Annotated in this window: 17 protein-coding genes and 1 riboswitch; of the genes, 13 read left to right on the forward strand and 4 right to left on the reverse strand. The window is 51.0% G+C overall.

The genetic code is table 11. The features are described from left to right. Positions 1 to 102: 102 nt before the first annotated feature. The 6 genes from R70331_RS14780 (at position 103) to R70331_RS14805 (ending at position 8,404) form a co-directional block, all read left to right on the forward strand. Complete coding sequence (locus R70331_RS14780; RefSeq protein ID WP_042176726.1) at positions 103 to 2,784, forward strand: sensor histidine kinase; 2,682 nt, start codon at positions 103 to 105, stop codon at positions 2,782 to 2,784. Continuing rightward, positions 2,777 to 3,496: a response regulator gene (locus tag R70331_RS14785; protein ID WP_042176729.1), complete on the forward strand. Its 720-nt coding sequence runs from the start codon at positions 2,777 to 2,779 to the stop codon at positions 3,494 to 3,496. The genes R70331_RS14780 and R70331_RS14785 overlap by 8 nt, the downstream gene beginning before the upstream one ends. A gap of 548 nt (positions 3,497 to 4,044) precedes the next feature. Continuing rightward, the gene (locus R70331_RS31545) at positions 4,045 to 4,218 is read left to right on the forward strand and encodes a hypothetical protein (RefSeq protein ID WP_156131133.1); all 174 of its coding nucleotides are present in this window, start codon (positions 4,045 to 4,047) and stop codon (positions 4,216 to 4,218) included. Between the two features lie 310 nt (positions 4,219 to 4,528). Further along, entirely contained in the window at positions 4,529 to 6,010 is a 1,482-nt protein-coding gene (locus R70331_RS14795; RefSeq protein ID WP_042176734.1) for an Lsa family ABC-F type ribosomal protection protein, read from the forward strand. 101 nt (positions 6,011 to 6,111) lie between these two features. Then, positions 6,112 to 6,969: a Cof-type HAD-IIB family hydrolase gene (locus R70331_RS14800; RefSeq protein ID WP_042176736.1), complete on the forward strand. Its 858-nt coding sequence runs from the start codon at positions 6,112 to 6,114 to the stop codon at positions 6,967 to 6,969. A gap of 148 nt (positions 6,970 to 7,117) precedes the next feature. Further along, the gene (locus R70331_RS14805; protein ID WP_042176737.1) at positions 7,118 to 8,404 is read left to right on the forward strand and encodes a cellulase-like family protein; all 1,287 of its coding nucleotides are present in this window, start codon (positions 7,118 to 7,120) and stop codon (positions 8,402 to 8,404) included. Positions 8,405 to 8,599: 195 nt separating this feature from the next. Here the strand turns inward: R70331_RS14805 and R70331_RS14810 are convergent, their stop codons facing one another. Both R70331_RS14810 and R70331_RS14815 read right to left on the reverse strand, forming a co-directional pair. Beyond that, positions 8,600 to 9,646, reverse strand: coding sequence for an aromatic ring-hydroxylating oxygenase subunit alpha (locus tag R70331_RS14810; protein WP_042176738.1), 1,047 nt, complete (start codon positions 9,644 to 9,646; stop codon positions 8,600 to 8,602). Positions 9,647 to 9,753: 107 nt separating this feature from the next. After that, positions 9,754 to 9,856, reverse strand: a riboswitch (purine riboswitch). A 197-nt stretch (positions 9,857 to 10,053) separates the two neighbouring features. Beyond that, positions 10,054 to 12,015, reverse strand: a complete 1,962-nt coding sequence (locus R70331_RS14815; RefSeq protein ID WP_042176739.1) for an AraC family transcriptional regulator — start codon at positions 12,013 to 12,015, stop codon at positions 10,054 to 10,056. 208 nt (positions 12,016 to 12,223) lie between these two features. Between R70331_RS14815 and R70331_RS14820 the strand changes: the two genes are divergently transcribed. The 5 genes from R70331_RS14820 to R70331_RS14840 all read left to right on the forward strand — a co-directional run bounded on the left by R70331_RS14820 (position 12,224) and on the right by R70331_RS14840 (position 19,540). Beyond that, positions 12,224 to 15,349, forward strand: a complete 3,126-nt coding sequence (locus R70331_RS14820; protein ID WP_042176742.1) for a GNAT family N-acetyltransferase — start codon at positions 12,224 to 12,226, stop codon at positions 15,347 to 15,349. A 21-nt stretch (positions 15,350 to 15,370) separates the two neighbouring features. Continuing rightward, complete coding sequence (locus R70331_RS14825; RefSeq protein WP_042176744.1) at positions 15,371 to 16,240, forward strand: amidohydrolase family protein; 870 nt, start codon at positions 15,371 to 15,373, stop codon at positions 16,238 to 16,240. Positions 16,241 to 16,286: 46 nt separating this feature from the next. Next, positions 16,287 to 17,417, forward strand: coding sequence for an NAD(P)/FAD-dependent oxidoreductase (locus tag R70331_RS14830; RefSeq protein WP_042176746.1), 1,131 nt, complete (start codon positions 16,287 to 16,289; stop codon positions 17,415 to 17,417). Positions 17,418 to 17,445: 28 nt separating this feature from the next. After that, complete coding sequence (locus tag R70331_RS14835; protein ID WP_042176749.1) at positions 17,446 to 17,931, forward strand: nitroreductase family protein; 486 nt, start codon at positions 17,446 to 17,448, stop codon at positions 17,929 to 17,931. A gap of 163 nt (positions 17,932 to 18,094) precedes the next feature. Then, a complete protein-coding gene (locus tag R70331_RS14840; protein WP_042176752.1) occupies positions 18,095 to 19,540 on the forward strand; it encodes an amino acid permease in 1,446 nt (481 codons plus the stop codon). On the opposite strand, the gene R70331_RS14845 is transcribed toward R70331_RS14840, so the two are convergent. Further along, the gene (locus R70331_RS14845; protein ID WP_042176754.1) at positions 19,537 to 20,151 is read right to left on the reverse strand and encodes a LysE family transporter; all 615 of its coding nucleotides are present in this window, start codon (positions 20,149 to 20,151) and stop codon (positions 19,537 to 19,539) included. The genes R70331_RS14840 and R70331_RS14845 overlap by 4 nt on opposite strands. A gap of 165 nt (positions 20,152 to 20,316) precedes the next feature. Between R70331_RS14845 and R70331_RS14850 the strand changes: the two genes are divergently transcribed. Together R70331_RS14850 and R70331_RS14855 are read left to right on the forward strand one after the other, a co-directional pair. Continuing rightward, complete coding sequence (locus R70331_RS14850) at positions 20,317 to 20,670, forward strand: MmcQ/YjbR family DNA-binding protein (protein WP_042176756.1); 354 nt, start codon at positions 20,317 to 20,319, stop codon at positions 20,668 to 20,670. Between the two features lie 120 nt (positions 20,671 to 20,790). Then, positions 20,791 to 21,936: a PQQ-dependent sugar dehydrogenase gene (locus tag R70331_RS14855; protein WP_042176758.1), complete on the forward strand. Its 1,146-nt coding sequence runs from the start codon at positions 20,791 to 20,793 to the stop codon at positions 21,934 to 21,936. A gap of 163 nt (positions 21,937 to 22,099) precedes the next feature. Here R70331_RS14855 and R70331_RS14860 read toward each other — a convergent pair whose 3' ends face one another. Next, complete coding sequence (locus R70331_RS14860; RefSeq protein WP_042176762.1) at positions 22,100 to 22,963, reverse strand: MurR/RpiR family transcriptional regulator; 864 nt, start codon at positions 22,961 to 22,963, stop codon at positions 22,100 to 22,102. Positions 22,964 to 23,076 lie beyond the last annotated feature (113 nt).

Here is a 23,076-nt window from a genome sequence, read left to right on the forward strand (position 1 = left end):
CTTAATGCAATCTTAATGCGGTGACTGAAGTTGTAATACAATGCTGATTTTGAGCATGATATACTAGCTAACAGCAACCATAATGCCGGAAAGGGAAGTAACATGGCACAACACAGCATACAAACGAAAAAACGCGGCAGATTGAAAATCTTTTTCGGATATGCCGAAGGCGTCGGCAAAACCAGCGCCATGCTGAATGCCGCACATGACGAGCTGCGGGATGGAACAGACGTCGTTGCCGGATTCATTGAAAGTCACGGCCGTCCGGAAACGGGAGTCCTTCTGAATGGGCTGGAGCAGCTGCCTGTGCTGGAGCTCCGCTCTAATCCGTCAAGCCGTCAAGAGCTTGAGTTCAATCTGGATCAGGCGCTGCGCAGGCGTCCGGAGCTGATTCTGGTAGATGAGCTTGCACATTATAATGCTGCCGGCTGCCGCCACAAAAAACGGTATCAGGATATCGAGGAGCTGCTGCGCGCGGGGATTAATGTATATACAACAATTAATGTGCAGCATATCGAAAGCCTGCATGATGTTGTTACTGCCATCACCGGCATAACCGTTCATGAGCGGATTCCGGACAGTGTATTTGACGGAGCTGACCAGATTGAGCTTGTGGACCTTCCGCCTGACGATCTGCTGGAACGTCTGAACAAGGGGAAGCTGGCATCAGAAGGATTAGCGGAACCGGGCGGGCCGGCGGCGTACCTTCCGGTTTTTGTCCGAACCAAATTAATCGCCCTGCGGGAAATTGCCTTGCGTTATACCGCCGATCAGCAGGAGCGGATCACCCGTGAATCCGGCAGCAGATCAGGCAAAGACACCTATTCGACAGCAGACCACATTCTTGTCTGTCTATCCTCTGCGGCCTCCAGCAAAAAGGTCATCCGCACAGCGGCCAGAATGGCGGAAGCGTTCCGCGGGTCTTTTACCGCATTATATGTGGAAACGCCGAAGAGCAAAGAGCTGACGGCCAAAAGTAAAGCCGAGCTCCGCGACAATCTGCGCCTTGCTGAGCAGCTCGGAGCCCAGCCGGCTACCGTGTACGGAGATGATGTAGCTGGACAAATTGCAGAATACGCCGTCTCCAGCAGGGTAACCAAGATCGTGATCGGCCGTTCCCGCAGCGGTAAAAAAAGATGGATTGCCAAAGGTAATCTTATTGATAAGCTGACAGAGCTGGCTCCGAATATTGACATACATATCATTCCGGATAATCAGCCTGCGCGGCATAAGCGTCCGTTCCTCTTTGTCAGACCGCAGCGCTTTTCGCTGCCGGACACACTGAAGACGCTTGGGATATTGGCAGTATGTACGCTGATCGGACTATGGTTTCAATATCTGGGCTTCCGTGAAGCGAATATGATCATCGTGTACATCCTTGGCGTTCTGCTCAATGCCATCGTTACAAGCGGAAGACTCTACAGCGCGGCCAATTCGGTCCTCAGTGTACTTGTGTTTAATTATCTTTTTACAGAACCCTATTACTCTCTGTGGGCAGCGGATTCCGGTTATCCGGTAACGTTTCTGGTCATGCTGACCGCCTCCTTCATCAGCAGTACGCTGACAACACGGATCAAGGAACAGGCCCGCCAGAACGCACAAAAGGCTTACCGGACAGAGGTACTTCTGGAAACGAGCCGGATCTTACAGCAGGCTGAGGATGCAGAGGCCATTATCAATGAAACGGCAGTCCAGATGGTCAAGCTGGTGGACCGGACTGTTATTTTTTACCCTGCCGGGCAGGAGGGGCTGGCTGATCCGCTGGTTTATCCGAAGCCGGAAGCTGACCTGGATCCGTCTAAGTATACTGGTATGAACGAATGGGCTGTTGCCGACTGGGTATACAAGAATAATAAACGTGCAGGTGCGACAACGGATACTTTTTCAGCCGCCAGCTGTCTGTATCATGCAGTAAGGGCCGGAGAGACTGTATTCGCTGTAGCTGCCGTCGTTATGGATCAGGAAGAGCCGCTAGGGATTTTTGAGAAAAGCTTGCTGATTGCGATGCTTGGTGAATGTGCCCTTGCACTTGAGAAGGAGCAGCTAAGCAACACGCAAAAGGAAATTTCCATCCAGATCAGACAGGAGCAGCTCCGCGCCAACCTGCTGCGGGGGATATCGCATGATCTGCGCACACCGCTGACCAGCATTTCCGGCAATGCCGGTATACTGATGGCTAACTCAAATGTACTTAGCGATGCACAGCTAAGGGGGCTGTACACAGACATTTATGATGATTCGATGTGGCTGATTAACCTGGTCGAGAATCTGCTCTCCATCACCCGGATCGACAACGGCAGCCTGAACCTTAATTTCCAGGCAGAGCTGCTGGACGAGGTGATAGCCGAAGCGCTGCTTCATGTGAACCGCAGCAGTGTTGAGCATAACATTCAGGTAAAGCTGGAGGATGAGCTGCTGATGGCCCGGATGGATTCACGGCTGATCATACAGGTGCTGATCAATCTGGTGGATAATGCCATCAAATATACCCAGACCCGTTCCACGATAACCATCACTGCGGGACAGGAACAGCAGACGGTAAGGGTTAGTGTTGCCGACGACGGTCCGGGCATATCGGAAGAAGCTAAGGCCAAGCTGTTCGAAATGTTCTATACAGCAGATAATCTGCGGGGGGACGGCCGCCGCGGGTTAGGGCTCGGACTCTCGCTGTGCAAATCCATTGTGCATGCCCACGGAGGAACGATAGAGGTTATGGATAATAATCCGCAGGGAGCGGTATTTACCTTTACCCTGCAGGCTGAAGAGGTGAACGTACTTGAATAAACCTTTGATTCTGGTTGTAGAGGATGATAAGCCGATCCGCAAGCTGATCACAACTACCCTTGAGACACAGGGCTATAAATACCATACGGCTGAGACCGGGGAAGCGTCCATTCTGGAGGCGGTATCCAGCCAGCCGGACCTGATGATTCTGGATCTGGGACTGCCGGATATGGACGGGGTGGAGATTATCCGCAAAGTGCGGGCCTGGTCGAATCTCCCGATTATCGTCGTCAGTGCGCGCAGCGAGGACCGGGATAAGATAGATGCGCTGGACGCCGGGGCGGATGATTATCTGACCAAGCCGTTCAGCGTGGAGGAGCTGCTCGCCCGCCTGCGTGTCAGCCTGCGCCGTATCCGCTATGACAGTGAGAAGCTGCAGAAGGATTCGTCCGTTTTTATCAACGGAAATCTGCGGATTGATTATGCTGCCGGCTGTGTGTACATGGGCGAGGAAGAAATCCATCTGACCCCGATTGAATACAAGCTGCTCTGCCTGCTGGCCAAAAATGCCGGGAAGGTGCTGACCCATAATTATATTTTGCGGGAAATCTGGGGAAGCCTTACGTATGACGTACCTGCGCTGCGCGTTTTCATGGCAACCCTGCGCAAAAAAATTGAAAAGCCCCCTGTACAGTCCAAAATTATTCAGACTCACATCGGTGTGGGTTACCGGATGCTGCAGAGCGGTGAGGAGAGCAAGATAACGCAATAACAGGATTAATGCCGAATCAACAAGGCCATACTCTTTTGAGTATGGTTTTTTTTGTTGTATAGGAAATTATACAATGCAAAAAAATGTGGATAACTCTTATGAAAAATAAAGGAGGGGTGGACGTGAAGAATCAGGAGACATGGAAGAAACGACCTGATACCAACCCCCACATTGTAATTGTTTTTTCGCATACATTTGGCCAGTTTACCCTTATGGTGGCAGAATGTAATCGTTTTTTCGCATACATTAGGCCAGGGTATGTGCCTATATCCGCTATTTCAATACAGCTGCCAGCTGCCAAGAACAATGAACTCCTTAAGTGGGTAAGACCAAATTAAAGTTAAGCAGCTGCTAGAAGTCAGCAAATTAGGTTCTTAAGTACTCTATATATAGATCCACCCTTCGGGTGGATTTGTTCTTCTTGTGAAGGCTTTATTAATGCAATCCCAATTGTCCGGGTTAAACTCTAATCCTGAACTAACGGCAGAAGTAGTACAATTGTTACATGAAGCTTAATACACAGTGCTAAGGCAAAGGGAGTCCTTACTATGGAAAAAGGTTTACAATTAGCAGGTCTGGCTGCTGTTATGCTGGTGCTGCTCTATTCTGCCAAAAGTTTCTTTTACCGCCGTGATTTAAGGATGTTGGGGCATTTGGAGGATGAGGCAGCTGTCAGGAAAGCAGAGGAGGTTGTGCAGGAGCTGATCGGGCACAAGGGTTGATTTTTAATGTCTGCCAAGCGATGTTTTTACTTCCGATTATGTGTATAATAAACAAGACTATACTTATGACAGGAGCTGACAGGATAATGTAGGATTTCTTGCGCTTATATAAAACGATAAAACAGAGTTCCGCGAGGCGTCTTTTGCTTTGCGTGTTTTATGCTTTATATGCAGGAAGGTCCTTTATCCTCTCACTCATAATAATAGCCTGAGCCGCCTTTTTACCATGAGGACGGGTTAGCTGTATTTATTTGAGCTGTGAGAAGCTGGCCTTCTTGCAGCTCATTTTATTTGTACAGGAGGTTATTGTATGTCTTTGATTAATGTGACTAATCTGACTTTTGCCTATGAGGGCAGCTACGATAATATATTTGAGCAGGTGAGCTTTCAGCTGGATACGGACTGGAAGCTTGGCTTCACAGGCCGAAACGGAAGAGGGAAGACGACCTTTCTGAATCTGCTGCTCGGCAAATACGAATACAGCGGAACCATTTCAGCAAAGGTTGGCTTTGACTATTTCCCGTTCCCGGTGGAGCATCCGGAGTACCTGGTATCGGATATCTTTGATGAAATCTGCCCGGATGCGGAGCGGTGGCAGTTCGCCCGGGAGCTCTCATTACTGCAGGTTGAAGCGGACGATGTGCTGTACCGGCCGTTTGAAACACTGTCTAACGGGGAGCAGACCAAAGTGCTGCTGGCGGCGCTTTTTCTGAAGGAAGACCGGTTTCTGCTGATCGATGAGCCTACCAACCATCTCGATATGGAGGCAAGGCAGCTGGTAAGCCATTATCTCGGGAGTAAAAAAGGCTTCATCCTGGTATCCCATGACCGCGCTTTTCTGGATAACTGTGTGGATCATATTCTGTCCATTAACAAAACCGGAATTGAGATTCAAAAGGGCAGCTTCTCCGACTGGTGGGACAATAAACAGCTTCAGGATGCCTATGAGCTGGCGGAAAACGACAAGCTGAAATCAGACATCAGGCGTTTATCCGATGCGGCGAGACGAACCGGCGGTTGGTCGGATGAGGTGGAAAAAAGCAAAAACGGCACCCGTAACTCCGGCTCCAAGCTGGATAAGGGCTACGTTGGGCATAAGGCAGCCAAAATGATGAAGCGCTCCAAATCAATTGAACAGCGCCAGCAGAGCGCAATAGAAGATAAATCTAAGCTGCTCAGAAACATTGAAACCTCTGACAGACTGAAAATCACACAGCTGCCCTATCACAAAAAACAGCTGGCCGAATTCGATCGGGTCTCGGTCTCTTTCGGGGAGCGGACGGTGTGCAGCGGCATCAGCTTTTCGGTTGAGCAAGGGGAGCGGATTGCTGTCTCCGGTAAAAACGGCTCTGGTAAATCCAGTGTGCTCAAGCTGCTTACCGGTGAACTTAACGGCTACTCCGGCACACTCCGGACGGGCAGCCAGCTGAAAATTTCATATGTCTCCCAGGATACCTCCTGTCTGAAAGGCAGCTTAACCGAATACGCCCGGAAGCATGAAGTTGATGAAAGCCTGTTTAAAGCGATTTTGCGCAAGCTTGATTTTTCCAGGGTCCAGTTTGAGAAGGATATGGCGTCCTTCAGCGGAGGCCAGAAGAAAAAGGTGCTGATTGCCCGGAGCCTTAGCGAACAGGCACATCTGTACATCTGGGATGAACCGCTGAATTTTATTGACGTTATTTCACGTATGCAGATTGAAGAGCTGCTGCTTGAGTCAGCGCCGACGCTGCTGTTTGTGGAGCATGACCAGGAGTTCTGCAGGAATGTTGCAACTAAAGTTATAGAGCTCTGAACCCTTTTGTATGAAATCCGTCTCTGTAAAATAGCACTTGACCTGTAACCCGTTACACCATTTAAAGTGCAGTTAGACGAGTACAAGGAGATGGAATGCCGATGCTGCCAAATAAGCGGAGAATTGTTTTTATAGATGTTGATGGGACATTAGTTGATGATAATGGGAACGTGCCTGAATCCGCGCAAAAGGCCTGTAAGCAGGCCAGAGAGAACGGACACCTGCTCTACCTGTGCACTGGACGCTCTAAGGCGGAAATTTATGATGATATCTGGACTATCGGCTTCGACGGGCTGATCGGGGCAGGTGGCGGTTATGTCGAGTCAGGCGGCGAAGTCCTGTATCACAAAAAGGTGACAAAAGAGGATGTACGCCACATGGTCGAGTTCTTTGACGCCGCCGGCGTTGATTATTATCTGGAGTCCAATTCAGCGTTATATGGAAGCCGGAATCTGAAGGCTCATCTGGAACGGCGAATTTATGGCGATATTGAAAATGACCCTGCAGCCAGAGCGAGAATGGAGCTAACACCGCATCCTTTCATAACCGGCCTTACCTACGGCGAGGCTGATTTAGTTAAGGATGACGTAAATAAGGTATGTTTTCTGGAGAGCGACCTGCCCTTCGAACAGATCAGTCAGCAGTTTAAAGGGAAATTTGAGGTTATCCGGTGTACCGTTCCCCTCTTTGGAGAAGGCAGCGGGGAGCTAATGATACCTGGTATTCACAAAGCGGTTGCCATAGCTGATCTGCTTGTGCATCTGCAGCTAAAACAGGCAGACAGTCTGGCTATCGGAGACGGCATGAATGATGCGGAAATGCTGGAGTATTGTGCAGTGGGTATTGCAATGGGCAATGCCAAGCCGGGGCTAAAGCAGATTGCCGACGATATTACGGGGACGGTTGAAGAGGATGGACTGTATTACAGCTTTGTAAAATACGGATTAATTAACACTTGATCTCTAATGTTAATAAGAATATTGTCCATCACAAACCGTTTATCCTCAATTGCCAGTCCAGCGGATATCCTGTAGACTTCTACTGGATAATCACCGGGAAGGCATCCCGTCCCTGTGATTCAATTTCGCAATAGGGAAGGATTCGTAAATGACCTATAATCCGGATAATCAGCTTCCAGCTAAACTGACCATAACCATGTGGGATTTCTCCTGGTATACCATGACGCTCCCCGGGGAGCCTTATCATGATCTGGCGCCCCGGTTCGCCGAAGCGGTGGAGCGTGGTTACAACACTATCCGCATCTGCGCCATGCCGTTCCTGCTGTTTACCGCAGACGGCCCGCGGCCTGGTCCGCTGAAGTTCGGCAGTCTGGGCAAGGTTGGCCAGCGTACCAGATGGTACAACTGTCTCGGCGGAGCCGAGCTTGATGGACATGCCCATCTGCTTGAGCTGTTTAAGCAAGCCGAGGCACATAACTGCTACATCATGCTGTCTTCGTGGGAATATCAGCAGAGCCCGAGCTTCTTAGCCCATCCGCAGCTGCGTGACGAGCTGGCGGCAATTGCACCTGAGGACCGGTTCATGGCGATTGCCAAGTCCATGAGCCAGCTGATCCATTATGTAAAAGAGGCCGGCTACGGTAAACAGATTGTATATGCGGAGCTGCATAACGAGGTGGAGTTCGGACAGCTGACCGCTGTAGGAGCTGCCCAGGGCATCGCGTTCGAGAATGTGCCGGCTAACCTGAGAATTATGCAGCCATACATTGAGGAAGCGGTAGGGTACCTGCGGGAGAGTCATCCCGATACACTGATGACTGCAAGCTACACTGTAAATGAAGAATATCCAAAGGCTTATGTTGCCCGCAATATGCAGGTCGGACATTATCACCTGTATATCAAGGGTGTGCTGAATGAGCTCATGCTGACTGCGGGTCTGGATGATCACAGCATTCCTTTCCCGGGTCCCTTTGTACAGTCACTGCTACGTGAAGATGCTCCGCCTTTTGAAGAGTGGACCCTGCCTGCCGGACAGGAGTGGCGGATGGAAGGAAATCCGGTCGGTATGCGGCTGATCTATCTGCATGACTGGGCTGATCCGGACAAATGGGACCTGTTCCTGTATGACAGATACGGTGCCCACAAGATTGCGATGCTGCAGAAGGCAGACAAAGCCTTTGATGAAATTCATGAGTGGGCGGGACAGGCAGGTGTGCCGCTTGTAATCGGAGAAGGGTATGTCGGCTACACGCCGCTTATGGCCGGGTTTGAAGAAGGGCCTGTAGGCAAATTTATTGCTGAATATGCTATAAGCAAGGGGATGGCGCTGGGCTTCTGGGGGATGACGCTCTGCTCCAACTGTGCGCCGCATCACCCGTTCTGGGACGACATCGCCTGGCAGCAGAAATGGAACCGTTATATTATGGAAAGCTAAGTTAGACAGCGAGAATATAGGGCGGCTGCGCATGTTCAAGAATGGATGAACATGTGCAGCCGTCCTTTTTGAAAATATAAGAATTATATGTTTTACGCTATCAATAATCCTTATATTTCTCGCAGGAACGGTTACCGCCTTCTCTGAAGGACGGCATAGCCGTTTCTACTTGTCGCATTAAGCTTAATTTGCGTGTTATGAAGTATAATTCCGGCCCAGACCCAGCTCGGTTAACAGCTGTCTATAAGCGATGGAGGTGCGGTCAGCCGGAATATGGGCTTCAGCAGTCAGATCCAGCGGCAGATCCTCTGGTGTCTGGGCTTCAACCATGTCCCTGTCTTCCGAGAAGATCTGCAGATTGAATTTTATCGTATCCTCAACAGGCACGGTCTTATCGAAATTCCGGGAGATCGGGCAGAACAGCCGTGTATAACGGGCAGATACCGGAGAGGCGCAGTTCAGGATCATCAGCTTCCCGTCCTCCGGAAAATGTACCGTAAGCGAGGCGGCGAAGGGTGGGAATACCCGGAAGGCACGCAGCCACATGAAGCCTTCCGGCGCCGGATTCTCCTGGCCTTTGCCGTAGTTGCTGACGGTGCTCCAGTAATCCGCGAACAGCTCATTATCTTCCCGTCTTACCTTGTACTGCGGAACCTCGGTGTTGTCGGGATCAGCGAATGAATTGGAATGGACGTAAGCGAAATGGGAAACATCCAGAAAACCTTCCATCTGGCGGCCGGAAGAACCCGCGATGTCAAAGCTGGGCGGCAAAATATTAATGAAATCAGGGTCATCCCAGCCGGGAAACTCAGGGATTTGCTCTTCAGTACCGGCCAGCGACGTCCAGATTAACCCGTAACGTTCAATCGCTGGGTACGTGATTAGTTTAAGCTTAGGAGATATTTTGGCGTTAGGATGGGCTGGTACAGAGGTACAGGCTCCTTCGCAGTTATAGCGGAACCCGTGATACGGGCAGACGATTTCATCATTCTCGACCCAGCCCAGGCTTAGCGGAGCTCCTCGGTGAAAGCAGAGGTCACGGGCGATTACAACCTTGCCGTGGCTGCGGTAACAGACAAGCTTGACATCAAGCAGCTTCACGGATACCGGCTTATCCTGAATCTCATCAGCAATGGCTACCGGGTACCAGTACTCAGACAGAACCTGCCAGTCACTTGGTGTAAACGTACAGTCACGGGGAAGCTGCATTTGGAATTCGGCAAGCGCATTAGTTTTTGTCATGTAAGGTTCTCTCCTTTGAAATGAAGGTATGATGATGCAAGAAACCCCAGGCAGAAGAGGCGCAGTGCGATATAGATCCGTATTCAGGAAGTGCGAATACAGCTCTAACAGCCTATGCATCCTCTTGTAGCCTGGGGCAATTTACGGTTGCCTGGTCGAGACGCCCACTCCGATTAATGGGCTTATACAAGATGACATATGTTATTTAATGTGACATTTATCATATAAATCATAATAATTCAGCATGCTTGTTCTTGTCAATGTTAAATTTAATAACATATCATTCGCTGATTTTAATGAATGACAGTATAGGAATACAAAAAAATGCCCGCAGATTCTTACTGTTAGCTGTGCTGCTAAATAAGCTAATCAGAATAATCCGGGGCAATGCTATAGCTGTTTACCTGCTAGTTAACCCGTGGTGCAGCAAGCAGACTTTCTACAATATAATCGAGCTGTGCATTCAGCGAATAGATATCACTGTAATAGGACAAGCCGAAGTCGATGTTGATTAACCGGCCCGCTTTCACCGCAGGAATGCTGTTCCAGATCGGGTCCTGGGTGAGATCAGCCATTCCTTCATAGGAAGAGCGGAACATATAATCCCCGCTGTAGTCAGCAAGCACCTCGAAGGATACATCTTCACCAACAGCCTCCGTAGACGTTTCAACCTTCTCCTGAATGATTGCCGGAGCTTTCATGCCCAGATATTCATAGATAACCTGCGAGCCGCGTCCAAACTGCTTGCTTGTAACAACAGCCATGCTTCGCTTGCTGCCGCCCTCCATGATGGAGACGGTATGGTCTAGAATGCCTGCTTCCTGCAGCTTCTGCTTGCTCTCCGCAACCTTGGCATGGAATCCTTCGAACAATGTTTTTGCCTCGTTCTCTTTACCCAATGCTTCTCCGATAAAAGCTACCCGTTCTTCAGCTGACATTGTCTCATAAGGGACCATTACAGTAGGCGCGATATCCTTAAGAACCTCATAGGTTTCGTCTGAAGGAACGATGATCAGGTCCGGGTTAAGCGACAGTACTGCTTCGGGACTGGCTTCAAACCAGGTGCCCAGCTTTTGCACATCATTTAACTCCTTTTCAAAGGCGGCACCCTCCGAGACATCGGATACGCCGATCGGCTTAACTCCGAGGGCCAGCACATCGCCCAGAAGATAGAGAACTACTACACGTTGCGGATCAGCGGGAACCTCAATATCTCCTTTTACCGTAGTGATGGTACGGGTCTGTGCCTCAGATGAAGGCGTATCGGTGGCCGCAGGGGCGGTGCTTGCTGAAGGTGACGGGGACGTGCTGTTACTGCCGGATGCTGTATTGGTGTTCCCTGCCGCACAGGCGCTGAGTACAATGCTGAAGCATAACAGTAGGGTAATAAGTAATGACGGTCTCGCAGATTTAGACATGAATGACGCTCCTTCTGATTTGTATTGATAATGATTATCAACACTATACCCAAGAGAAGACGTGCGGACAATGTCAAAACCGGACGCCTCCGATGTCATTTCCGGCCAGGAGGCATCGGCTTTTACTGAGTTTTTATACCGTACAGGCGAAATCCCGAAATGCTTTTTAAACATCCGCCCGAAATAATAGGCATCCGGATGACCGATGGCTGTGGCGATATCCTGCAGGCTGGCGTCTGTACGGAGGAGCAGCTCACGGGCTTTTTCCATACGCAGGCTGATCAGATACTGGTTGGGACTGGTATGAAGCTTCATCCGGAATAGTCTGGACAAGCTCCGCGGGCTGCTTCCGGCAGCTTCGGCCAGCTTGTCCAGGCTCACAGGAAGGCTGAGATTATTCTCCATATAACGGATTGCCGTCTCCAGCACATCCGGTTTCAGCGGCTGAACACCCTGCACATGCAGCTGTCTTAACAGCTCATACACCCATTGATACAGCATTGTTTTTACATATAACTGCTCCAGCCTGCCGCCATTAAGCCAGTACTCATGCATAATCCTGAGCTTGTCGAGCAGCGGAAGCGGAGCATCCGGGCTGCACAGGTATTGGAGCTCGAACGGATTCTCACGGTCCATGATTGACAGCAAATGTTTCCGAGCAGGAAGGGCGAGCCTGGCCCTGTAAAGGATCAGATAATATTCAATAATCTCCTCAGCTTGCATCAGCTCAAAGGTTAAACCCTTACCGCCGTGGATTACATTTCCTTCGCTTATTTGATGACGGAAACCGTCCAGCGAAATCACTGCTTTCCCGCGGACTATGCATATAAAGGCGCTGCAAGGCAGGCGGTATCGGATCGTTTGCTCACCGGGGCTGTATGTACTTAGGCGGATATCCATAATTTCTACCGCAGCATGAGTCCAGAGTACAATATGTTCCTTCAGATTCATATAATTGTTGAGCCCCCTTGCTTTGTATAGAAAGTATAACTGATAATGATTATCAGCGACAACGGGCACAGGCATAATCTTTTTAAAAAAGAAATATCCTTAGTTCATTCCAAATAAATAGTTTATACTGGAGTGGCATTACCCAAGATTATCCATACCTTGTCTGAAAAGTAAGATTCCAATCGAATTTAAGGAGGTACAACTGTACATGCTGCTAGCCCCGGAAGTCGTAATTGAAGAATATGAACCCTTAAGACACGCCAAATCAATCGCCGAGATGTGGAACAGAAGCTATGAAAGCTGGGGAGGCGACAACTCCTACCAGACTGAACAAAGTGTCATTGAAGAGCACGAGAACGGGACCCATCTGAAGCTCTTTCTTGCCGTAGCCGGCGGCGAGGTTATCGGTTACTGCAGCTTTTCCCACTACAAGGAAGATTCTGGAGCGATGTATATCCCGCTCTTGAATGTACGGCCGGATTATCACGGGCGCAAAGTCGGCAAACGGCTTGTCCTCCGTGCCCTTGAGGAGACGATCTCCCTGGGCTGGCCCCGGCTTGACTTGTACACCTGGCCAGGCAATACGAAGGCAGTGCCGACGTATAAGAAAAGCGGGTTCTTCTGGGAAAAACGGGATGATTCCACCCATTTGATGAACTTTATCCCCTCTGTCCTGCAGACTGCAGCCGTAAAGCCGTTCTTTGAAAAGCTTGACTGGTATGCGGACAGCGTGCGTGAAATATCTGTTATGCCTGATGGACGTAAAGAAAACGGGTTTGACTACTTTACATATGAATGGCAAAAGGATGACCTGAAGCTAGTAATGGAATATGAACGGACCGGACGCGGCTTACGCCTGATTGAAACGGAGGATTACCGGATTCAGGCTTCTATTCCGCTGCAGCATCAGCTTCCCTTTGGCTGCAGCTATCCGGTAATCTATGAGGCTGTGAACAAAAGCGGCAAACCGTTAACCCTGCAGATCAAAGGAATCAGCAATCCGAAAATCAGCTTTGAGCTGGAGGACACACGGAGCGTAGAAGCAACGGAAAAGATCGAAGGGCAATTCTTCGTTCATCCGTTAGAAGAAGAACAGAATCCGTACCAGACACATCCGGTTATCGAGGCAGAGCTGCTGATCAACGGCTTGCCAGCGGTATTCAAGCTGGGAATTGAGCCGAAGTATCCGGTTAAGCTAAAGCTTGCTCTGCCTGACCGGTCCATGCTCTATAAAGGCGAAGCCTTTGAGCTGGATGTAACGGCGGAAAATGAGTACGCTGCAGAGACACAATTCACCTTCACCCTTCCGCAGGACTCTATTCTGGCCTTCAGCAGGCCTGATGTACAGATCACAGTTCCGGCGAAAAGCCGCACAACCGTGGCGGTTCCGGCGGTTCTTAAGGAATATGGCATCTGGAATCATAAGGCGGAAATCACCGCTGCTGCAGACCACAGGGAGCCTGCGGTTATTGAGCAGGAGGTCAGTCTGGTATTTGCCGGTACACATTCAGCCTTTGGCGGCAGAACGGAAAAAGGATGGATAGTTAACAGCGGGCGCTACTCGGTAAGACTGGATAAATTCAGCAATACACTGGAGCTTTTTGAAGAAAGCCAAAAGGCCATCAGCCTGCCGTTTCCGAAATTCGGCCACCCGTATACGAATGAGTTCAACAAGCTGACCGCTGAGCAGGTCACTCATTGTATGGAAGGTGAAGCTATTGTGCTGGAAGCCCGTTACAGGCTGGATGCTTTACGCAAGGGGCTACAGTTAACGATGCTGGTCAGACTGTACAAAAACGGGATTATAGAGCGTGTTCTTCAGATCCGTAATTCAGCTCAGACGGATTGGGCGGAGCCGCTCTATCTCAAGGAAAGCTTCGGCTTCAGTCTGGAAGGAGGCGTCATTCCTTACCGCGGCCGGTTCATTGATCTGAAGCACGGTGTGGATGCATCCAGTCCTGATTACTGGGATGTTCACGGACTCACAGAGAATTGGCTGTATGCGGATGACGGTTCGCTGCCGAGGGGTATCACCTGGCCGGCTGAACGCAGCTTGATCAAGGACAGCTGGCTGTATGCTGTTGAGCACCCGCTCGGCAACCTTCCTTCAGGCAGTACCATCCGGACCGAACCGCTGCGGATTGCACTGGGCACCTGGAGCAGCTGGAAGGATTTCCGGTCGTTTGCCCAGCTTCGCGGTTTGCCCCGTACTGAACAGCCCGGTACCGAACGGCAGCTCCGGCTAAGCCTGAACGGCGGGAACCCGTTCATAAGCGGGTCTGCCGAGCTGGCGCTGCATGAGCAGAAGATGAGTTTCTTAGAGGGGGAGATCATCCTGTCTTCCAAGGTGGACACTGCCTTCAAACAGAGTCTCACGGTCACCGCAGAGCAGCAGCTGGCTGAAGCCGTCCTTACATTCACACCCGCAGAGAATGTACAAGCGGATCTGCTTCAGGTACAGCTTGATATGGAAACCTTTGAGTCTTCGGAGAGCTATCTGATGTTACCTGTTAAGGGCAATGGCGTCGGGCAGAACAGCAGTCTGACAGAGCACGGCGAGGTGCTCACAGCAGATAACGGAATCATACAGATTCAGGTTAACAGCAGCTTTGCGCCTGCGCTGTATTCCTTGCAGGTTCAGGGAGAAGAATGGCTTGACTCCGCTTACCCGGTACCTCAGCCCAAGTCCTGGTGGAATCCTTGGACCGGCGGCGTGTTAGCCGGAGTAGAGGGGCTGTCACCGCGCAGTCTGCTGGAGGAGCCGCGGGAAGCTGCTTTTGCCGGGTTGACTGACAGCAAGGGCAATGCTTGGTCAGGTGTACGGGTTAGCATCAAGATTACTCATAACCGCAAGTTCCAAGGGCTTACACTCAATCATTACTTTTTGCTGCTGCCGGGTGTACCGGTGCTTGCTTCTGTAGTTCAAATCGTGCAGAATACAGGTGCACCGCTTCAACCCCTGACACTGCAAACAGCAGGCTTCTATAAAACCGGCAGCGTGCTGAAGAGCAGCAGGGGGACGGTGAAGAATGAGGCTGGTGAAACCATCACATACAAGGCCGGGAGAGTTCAAAATGAAACAAAAAGCTCGGGCGGCATCATTCATTACAGCTCTAATGAGCGGAGGCAGCGGCTGAGTCTGGCTTCCGGTCCGGACAAGGCAGCACCCGAGCTTCTGGTTAATACGCATGTTATTTCCTCTTTTATAACAGAAAAGCTGTTCATGAGAGACGGGGATACGTTATTCAGCACACCGCAGTTTTATATGATCTCTGATCTGGATATTCCGGATGAAGCCTTCCGGGATCTGTTATCCATCAAATTTAATCTGTAGCTATAAGAAAGGGACTATTCTATGAAAATCATCGACGCGCATGTCCATTATTCCAATATTGCGTCTTTTCACGAAACAGCACAGGAGCTGGCGAATATTGATTACTCGGAAAAGGGGCTGCTGGAGGAATTCCGGCGCTCCGGCGTTATCGCAGGTGTGGGAATGGGGGTTACGGAGACAGTAGCTGGAGCTTTTCCCGATAATGAGGCCTTGAGCCCGATGCTGCTGGATCTGACCGGACAGCTTCCGGGTAATCTGTACACCTGTGTCGGTATTAATCCGCTAACCCTGCATCAGAACGGGCAGCTGGAAGCGCTGGAGCAATCGCTGCGCCAAGATAATGTAGTAGGGATCAAGCTCTACGCCGGATACTACCACTTTAATGTCGGTGATGAGATTTATGCTCCGGTCTACAGGCTGGCGTCTGAATATCAGATGCCGGTAGTGATTCATGGCGGCCTTACGTATTCGGACAGAGGGCTGTTAAAGTACTCTCATCCGCTGTCGATGGAGGAGACATTCCTGAAGCACCGGGACATCACCTTTATGCTATGTCATCTGGGTGATCCCTGGGTAATGGATACTGCAGCACTGCTGGAGAAAAATCCGAATCTGTACAGTGATCTGTCCGGCTGGATTGTTGGCGACTCCGCCAAGGTAGACCGGCTGCTGGCCGAACAGACCTATACCGATCATTTCCGCAGGGCGATTGTATTCGCCGAGAAGTATGACCGGCTGGTGTTCGGCACCGACTGGCCGCTTGTGCCGCTGGAGGCGTACATCAAATTTGTGAAGCACCTGATCCCGGAAGCACACTGGGAGGATGTCTTTTACAACAATGCCTTGCAGGTGTTCCCTAAGCTGGAGCAGCTGATCGGCAATCTGAAATAATTCCGGCATATGCAGCCATACATGCCTGTTAAGAGAGGAAATCATCATGAAGAAGGTCATCATTATCGGAGCAGGTATTCTGGGAGCTTCAACCGCCTATCAGTTGGCTAAGCTCGGTGCAAAGGTGCTGATTATCGACCGCAAGGACAAGGGGCAGGCTACGGATGCCGCTGCCGGGATCATTTGCCCCTGGCTGTCTCAGCGGCGTAATCAGGTATGGTACCGGCTGGCTAAGGCGGGGGCGCGCTTTTACCCCGGACTGATCAGTGAGCTTAAGCTGGAGGGTGAAACCGAGACCGGATATGCCCGGGTTGGTGCGCTTAGTGTCCATAGGGACACGGACAAGCTTAAGCAGCAGGAGGAACGGGCAAGAAAGCGGCTGGAGGATGCGCCGGAGATTGGCGAATTAACCTGGCGGACGGAGCAAGAGACTCTTGAACAGGTTCCGCTGCTGGCTGAGGGCTATCATTCTCTGCAGGTCAGCGGTGCTGCGCGGGTGGACGGCCGTGCGCTGCGCGATGCGCTGCTGCGGTCAGCCCGGCGAAGCGGAGCCCGGCAGATAGATGGGGATGCTGGCCTGCAATTTGCCGGAAACTGCGTTACCGGAGCGGTGGTTGACGGGGAGATTTTCGCCGCAGATACTGTAATCGTCTGTGCCGGTGCGTGGGCAGCTCCATTGTTGCAGCCGCTCGGTATTAAGCTTAAGGTCAGCTATCAGAAGGGCCAGATCATGCACGTAAAGGTAGCAGAGCATACGGACACCGGCTCATGGCCTGTAGTTATCCCGCCTACGGATCAATACCTCCTGTCCTTTGATGGAGGCAGAATCGTCATCGGAGCAACACATGAGAACGATATTGAAGGCTATGATGCCAGTGTGACAGCCGGCGGGATTCAGGAGGTTCTGAACAAAGGGCTGGAGCTGGCACCCGGACTGGCAAAGAGCTCTGTTCAAGAGGTTCGGGTGGGCTTCCGGCCTTTTACCCCCGGATTTCTTCCCGTGATCGGTGCAGTACCGGGCTGGGAAGGCCTGCTTGCTGCCAACGGGCTGGGGGCCTCCGGATTAACGATGGGGCCGTTTATCGGAAGCCAGCTGGCGAAGCTGGCACTGGGACTGATCCCGGACATAGAGCTTCAGGATTATGATCTAAGCAAAGCCATAGAACAGCAGGGTTAGTATAAACAACAAGGAGGGCGATTCAGTAATGAGCATCGTGGATATCATCAAAACCCGGAGAAGTGTCAAGCAGTTCAATCCAGATCCGATCGGAGAAGCGGACCTTCTATCCTGGTTAGAGACTGCAAGCTATGCGCCCAACCACCGGATGAATGAGCCGTGGGAAATTGTGATGGTTGGAGCCGAAACAAGAGCGGAGCTGAAGCATAAGACGGACTTCGGCGGTGCGCCGGTTGTTCTTGCACTGTTGTCCAAGGCTGCGGCAACCCCGTTTGAGCGTGACGAGAACGTAATGGCGGTTTCTTGTTTTGCCCAGAATTTTCTGCTTGCCGCACATGAAGCCGGAGCAGGTGCTTATTGGGCTTCGTTAGGTGCACTTCCTCATAATCGGAGTATTCTCGGTGTGCCGGAGGATTATGATGTGATCGGGGTCTTTGGAGTCGGTTATCCGGCTGACATTCCGCCGCTCAAGCCGAGAACACCGGTATCCGTCAAAATGACCACCCTTCCTTAGATTTAAAAGCCGTGCTCAGCGCGGCTTTTGTGTTATTTGCCGGTTGTGGGGAGTTTTCTTTTTCTCCTACAGGATAACAATTGTTTTCATGAATTCGAACCTTCACGGGAACTCTAAAGATTGAGGAAACGCTCAAATTCTAAAGAGAATGAGGACGGTATTCATGAATCAGGCTTCAGGTAATAGTGATGCACAGGAAAAGAAACTGAAATGGTGGCAGTTAAGCTTATTGGGCGTTGCCGGCACAATCGGTACTGGTTATTTTCTGGGCTCAGGACTGGCCATTTCCATTGGAGGCCCGGCAGTGCTGCTTGTGTATCTGCTGGCGGCTGCCGGTACATATGTTGTTTTTGATGCGCTGGCCCAGATGACCGCACAGCATCCCGAACAGGGCTCCTTCCGCTCCTATGCCAAAAAAGCATTCGGGAGCTGGGCCGGCTTCGGCAGCGGGTGGGTATACTGGTTCTCCGAGCTGCTGATTATGGGCAGCCAGCTTACCGCTCTGTCGATTTTCTCACGGTTCTGGTTTCCAGCAGTGCCGATGTGGACCTTTGCAGCGGGTTATGCCGTGCTGAGCCTGGTCATCGTCTTTTTTGGAAACAAGGGGTTTGACCGGGTGGAAAATGTGCTGGCTGTGATCAAGGTGTCAGCGATCCTGATGTTTCTTGTGCTGGCTGCAGCGTTTCTTGCCGGCTGGATTGGCGGCGCTAAGTATACGCCGGACATGCCTAACGGCTTTAAGGGCTGGCTTCCTGCTGGAGGCATCGGCCTGTGGTCGGCCTTTATTTTTGCCTTCTATGCTTATGGGGGAATAGAAGTGCTTGGCATTATGGCGAACAGGCTGGAGAACCCCGAAGAAGCACCCAAGGCTGGAAAGGTAATGCTTCTCTCGCTTGCTGCAGTATATGTACTGTCTATTGGTCTTGCCGTCATTATGGTTCCTCTTAGCGCCTTTAATCCTAAAGAAAGCCCGTTTATGCTGGCGCTGAGCAGCGACCGGCTGGCTTTTGTGCCGCATCTGTTCAACGGCGTGCTGATTATTGCCGGCTTCTCGACAATGACCGCTTCACTGTATGCGATTACTTCAATGATGATTACACTGTCGCAGGAAGGGGATGCCCCCCGGATATTCGCCAAGAAATGGAAGGATAAATATCCGTTTCTTGCCCTTTGTCTGATTGCAGCCGGATTAACCGGTGCCATTATGATGTCGCTGTGGCTGCCTGACAGGGTATATGAATATATCACAACAGCTGCCGGGCTGATGATTCTCTATAACTGGTCATGGATTCTGCTGTCTTCCGGAAGGCTGCTTAAAGGAGGCAAGCTAAGCGGACTGAAACGCTGGAGCGGACTTGTCCTGATCGCTGCTGCGGTTGCGGGAACCCTGTTCCATAAAGTCAGCCGTCCGGGTTTCTACATCAGCCTGCTGATTGTAGCTGTAATTGCGCTCAGTGACTTTATTGTCCAGCGGGTGAAGCGCAAGCATGCGGTTTCCTCTGCGCAGAAGGATACAGAACATCTGGATGTTGAAATAGCCGGACATCACAGTCTCCCGGGCTCTGAATTCAGGATAAAAGGGATCAGGCTGCGTAAAAGCAAGGTCTAGTGGAAGAACAGCAGCCGGGCAGCCTGTACCCCGAAGTACAGGCCGAAACCGATGAGCGACAGGCCGGATAATACGGAAATAGCCCGCAGCACACGCGGAGTCAGTAGTCTGCGGAACATGCTGGATGCGGCAGCCATCGAAAAATCCCACAGCAGGATGCCCAGCACAATTCCTCCGCTATATATCAGCAGCTGCTGCATTGGGAACTCGCTGGCTGCTCTTGCCAGCACAGAACCGTAAATACCCAGCCAGAACAGGATGGAGAGCGGATTGAACAGGGACATCAGGAAGCCGGACAGAAAGGATCTGAACAGCGAAGTATCGCTGCTGTCTCTTAGACTGGCTGTCGATACCTCACCTGAGCTCCGGATGCCGTCGAATCCCGTGTAGACAAGCACGAAGAAGCCGAACAGCCACAGAAACGCTTTGACATACGGCGCATCCAGCAGATGAATCATGCCGAAATAAACGAGCAGCATATAAATGATGTCTGCACATACAGCGCCAAGCCCGAGTATCCAGGCGTGCAGGAATCCGCCGCGCAGGCCTTTATCCAGCTGGGCTGCATTTATAGGTCCGAGGGGTGCGGAAAGGGATAAGCCAAGCAGCATATACGAGACGAATGAATGAATATTGTCCTCCTCCTTTACTAGTACTAGCCTATTCGGAAAAAGATAATAATTGACAGAATCTTTTCCTCTATTATCGATTGCTGTTCAGAACGTTAGTTCGTATAATAAGGATTAATACGAACTAGCTGAAGAAGAGGTGTTTGGATGAAAAGGAGTATTATGGCTTATTGCCAGGGCAAGCAAGGGGCGGTCAAGGAGTATCCCTTCGGTCCGGAACCGGAGGTTTATAAGGTGGGCGGTAAAATGTTCGCGTTTATTTATGAAGGAGAGGGGGATACATTCAGGATTAATCTGAAGTGTGATCCGGTTATAGCCGGGAATCTGCGGGAGCAGCTTGAGTCCGTCAAGCCGGGCTACCATATGAACAAAAAGCACTGGAATACCGTTATCGTTGACGGCTCCCTGTCCCTCACAGAAATTCATGATATGATCGACCACTCGTATAGTCTTGTAGTCAGTAAGCTTCCAAGAAGCCAGCGGGATCTGCTGCAGGAATAGCAGTAATGGCGCCTGTCTCTGCTCAAGTGCTGAGTAAGGCTGAACGTATCCGTTTATATGTACATATACAGAAGGCGGATGACAGGAAGTCCGACAACAAGAGAGCCGAGGTGCATTCGATTGAAAAAGAGAACCGCTGTATCCCTGCTGGCAGTCTTGTTGACAGCAGGCTGCTCGGCTGCGGCAGACGAGCAGCAGCATTCGTCAGAAGCCCGGCAGGAGAGCCCGGCTGATCAGCATACCTCTGCACAATCCGCAGCACCTGTCACTCCTGAGACATCGGACAATGCGGGAGCAGCGGTTAATGAGCCTGAGGTTGTGGCCGCAAATCTTGAAGTGCCGTGGTCCATTGCCAAAGCCGGCGATATCTTCTATCTGACCGAGCGTCCCGGAAATATTGTCAAAATAGACAACGGGCACGTTGAACGGCAGGAGGTGCAGCTGGTTAAAGAAATCGCGGCTGCCTCAGAGGCAGGGCTGCTGGGGCTGGTGCTTGATCCGGATTTTACCGGCTCGGGACTGGCGTATGCCTATTACACCTATACTGACAGCTCAGGTCAGTTCAACCGGATTGTGACGCTTAGACAGGATAATGGAATCTGGAAGGAGGAGGAGCTGCTTCTCGATAAGCTTCCAAGCGGCTCTGTTCACCATGGGGGAAGGCTTGCCCTTGGGCCGGACGGCAAGCTGTATGCTACAGCAGGAGATGCCGGTGACAGAGATAGTGCCCAGGACACCGGTTCATTAGGCGGCAAAATCCTTCGGCTGAATACCGACGGTTCGGTGCCGGAGGATAATCCGTTTGCGGGTTCCTATGTCTACAGCTATGGGCACAGGAATGCCCAGGGGCTTGTCTGGACCGGAGCCGGCGTGCTGTATGCAAGTGAGCATGGCCAAAGCAGCCATGACGAGGTGAATGAGATAGAGGCCGGGCTGAATTATGGCTGGCCTGTGATAGAGGGCGATGAAGCGCGTGAAGGCATGGTCACTCCGTTGTTCACATCAGGCAGTGACCATACATGGGCTCCATCCGGGATGGCTTATGCAGAAGGCGTTTTATATACAGCAGCGTTGAGAGGGACTGCCGTTCTTGCATTCGACCTCGAAACGGGCGAAGAACGTGAGGCCATAACCGGATACGGCCGGATCCGCGACGTGATGATCGACGGTGATATGCTCTATTTTATTAGCAATAATACCGACGGGCGGGGAAGTCCCGCGGATGAGGATGATAAGCTGTACCGCGTGCCGCTGCCGGCATTGTGAGTGGCTGATTGAGCTGATCGGGGCATGTGCGCTATTCATGAATAACAGCCGCCCGGATGCTCAGATTACCGGAATAACCAAGGTCATGAATTGACCTTGGTTTCTTTTTTGAATATAAAAGGCTCAGCATCAAAAGTTGCACTCCGTTAGCGCACATCGCAACCTACTCCTCCATCATTCCGGTTATATAGCTATCCTTCAGCGACCTGTCCGCAGATTCCTTGTTCTGACTATAGGAGCGCTTGTAAATGCAGGAGTAGATCACATTTAATACATATTCGAAGGCCATTTGCGAAGAAAAGGTGCCGATCTTCGCATGCTTTACTTCATCTCCGGGAACATATATACAGGCTGTGCTGAGCTTCGCCAGCTCACTTTGATCAGAGGCTGTAATGGTGATAATGGGAACCTTCTGCCCGGCGAGATGCCTGGCTGCTTTTAAATAAATCGGCGAATTCCCGTGATAGGTCAGAAAAACCGCACAATCCTCCTCCGTCAAATTAACGGTGTGGTAGGCCCATTCGTACAGCTCGGTGGCAATCACAACGTATTTATTGATTTTGATCAGCTTATTCTGCAGGCTTCTGGCCCGGATCTGCGAATCCCCCAGCGCATAAATGAAAATCCGCTTCGCCTGATCCAGCATTTCTGCTGTCTGCGCCAGCACAGCATCATCCATATACGCGAAGGTTTTGCTGATGGTCTCCTTCATTAATTCGGCGATTTCCCCGGCTACCTGGAGCGGTGATTCCTCATGGCCAAAGGGATAGTTGGGATCGACCGTCGACGGGAGCTGATTCTCCTGCTGGAATTCACGGGCAAGCTTCAGGCTGAATGCCTTGAACCCGGACAAGCCGAGCTTGTGTGTCAGGCGGGTGATCGCCGAGTGGGAGGTATAGGTAGCTTTTGCAAGCTCCTGAATGCTTAGCTGCAGCATATTTTCCTTGTGCAAAAGGATGTAGGCTGCAATGCTCTGTTCGTTAGGTGTAAAATCCGGCATATCTGATAATTGCTTCAGCAGCTTCAACAAAGATCACCTCATTAAACATTTTGTTCAATCCTGGACGGGGCTGGATGCACCGTTTTGGTCGTTTGTACCGTTTTGACCGGAGAAGCTTCACACCTGTACAAGTTCCTTTA

This window comes from Paenibacillus sp. FSL R7-0331 (assembly GCF_000758645.1).
GTDB classification, from domain to species: domain Bacteria; phylum Bacillota; class Bacilli; order Paenibacillales; family Paenibacillaceae; genus Paenibacillus_AQ; species Paenibacillus_AQ camerounensis.

What these genes read in the sequence shown, in the direction of transcription:
- R70331_RS14780 (WP_042176726.1), top strand. Translation starts at nt 103, where the DNA reads ATGGCACAACACAGCATACAAACGAAAAAACGCGGCAGATTGAAAATC.
- R70331_RS31545 (WP_156131133.1), top strand. Translation starts at nt 4,045, where the DNA reads ATGGAAAAAGGTTTACAATTAGCAGGTCTGGCTGCTGTTATGCTGGTG.
- R70331_RS14795 (WP_042176734.1), top strand. Translation starts at nt 4,529, where the DNA reads ATGTCTTTGATTAATGTGACTAATCTGACTTTTGCCTATGAGGGCAGC.
- R70331_RS14800 (WP_042176736.1), top strand. Translation starts at nt 6,112, where the DNA reads ATGCTGCCAAATAAGCGGAGAATTGTTTTTATAGATGTTGATGGGACA.
- R70331_RS14805 (WP_042176737.1), top strand. Translation starts at nt 7,118, where the DNA reads ATGACCTATAATCCGGATAATCAGCTTCCAGCTAAACTGACCATAACC.
- R70331_RS14810 (WP_042176738.1), bottom strand. Translation starts at nt 9,646, where the DNA reads ATGACAAAAACTAATGCGCTTGCCGAATTCCAAATGCAGCTTCCCCGT.
- R70331_RS14815 (WP_042176739.1), bottom strand. Translation starts at nt 12,015, where the DNA reads ATGAATCTGAAGGAACATATTGTACTCTGGACTCATGCTGCGGTAGAA.
- R70331_RS14820 (WP_042176742.1), top strand. Translation starts at nt 12,224, where the DNA reads ATGCTGCTAGCCCCGGAAGTCGTAATTGAAGAATATGAACCCTTAAGA.
- R70331_RS14825 (WP_042176744.1), top strand. Translation starts at nt 15,371, where the DNA reads ATGAAAATCATCGACGCGCATGTCCATTATTCCAATATTGCGTCTTTT.
- R70331_RS14830 (WP_042176746.1), top strand. Translation starts at nt 16,287, where the DNA reads ATGAAGAAGGTCATCATTATCGGAGCAGGTATTCTGGGAGCTTCAACC.
- R70331_RS14835 (WP_042176749.1), top strand. Translation starts at nt 17,446, where the DNA reads ATGAGCATCGTGGATATCATCAAAACCCGGAGAAGTGTCAAGCAGTTC.
- R70331_RS14840 (WP_042176752.1), top strand. Translation starts at nt 18,095, where the DNA reads ATGAATCAGGCTTCAGGTAATAGTGATGCACAGGAAAAGAAACTGAAA.
- R70331_RS14845 (WP_042176754.1), bottom strand. Translation starts at nt 20,151, where the DNA reads ATGCTGCTTGGCTTATCCCTTTCCGCACCCCTCGGACCTATAAATGCA.
- R70331_RS14850 (WP_042176756.1), top strand. Translation starts at nt 20,317, where the DNA reads ATGAAAAGGAGTATTATGGCTTATTGCCAGGGCAAGCAAGGGGCGGTC.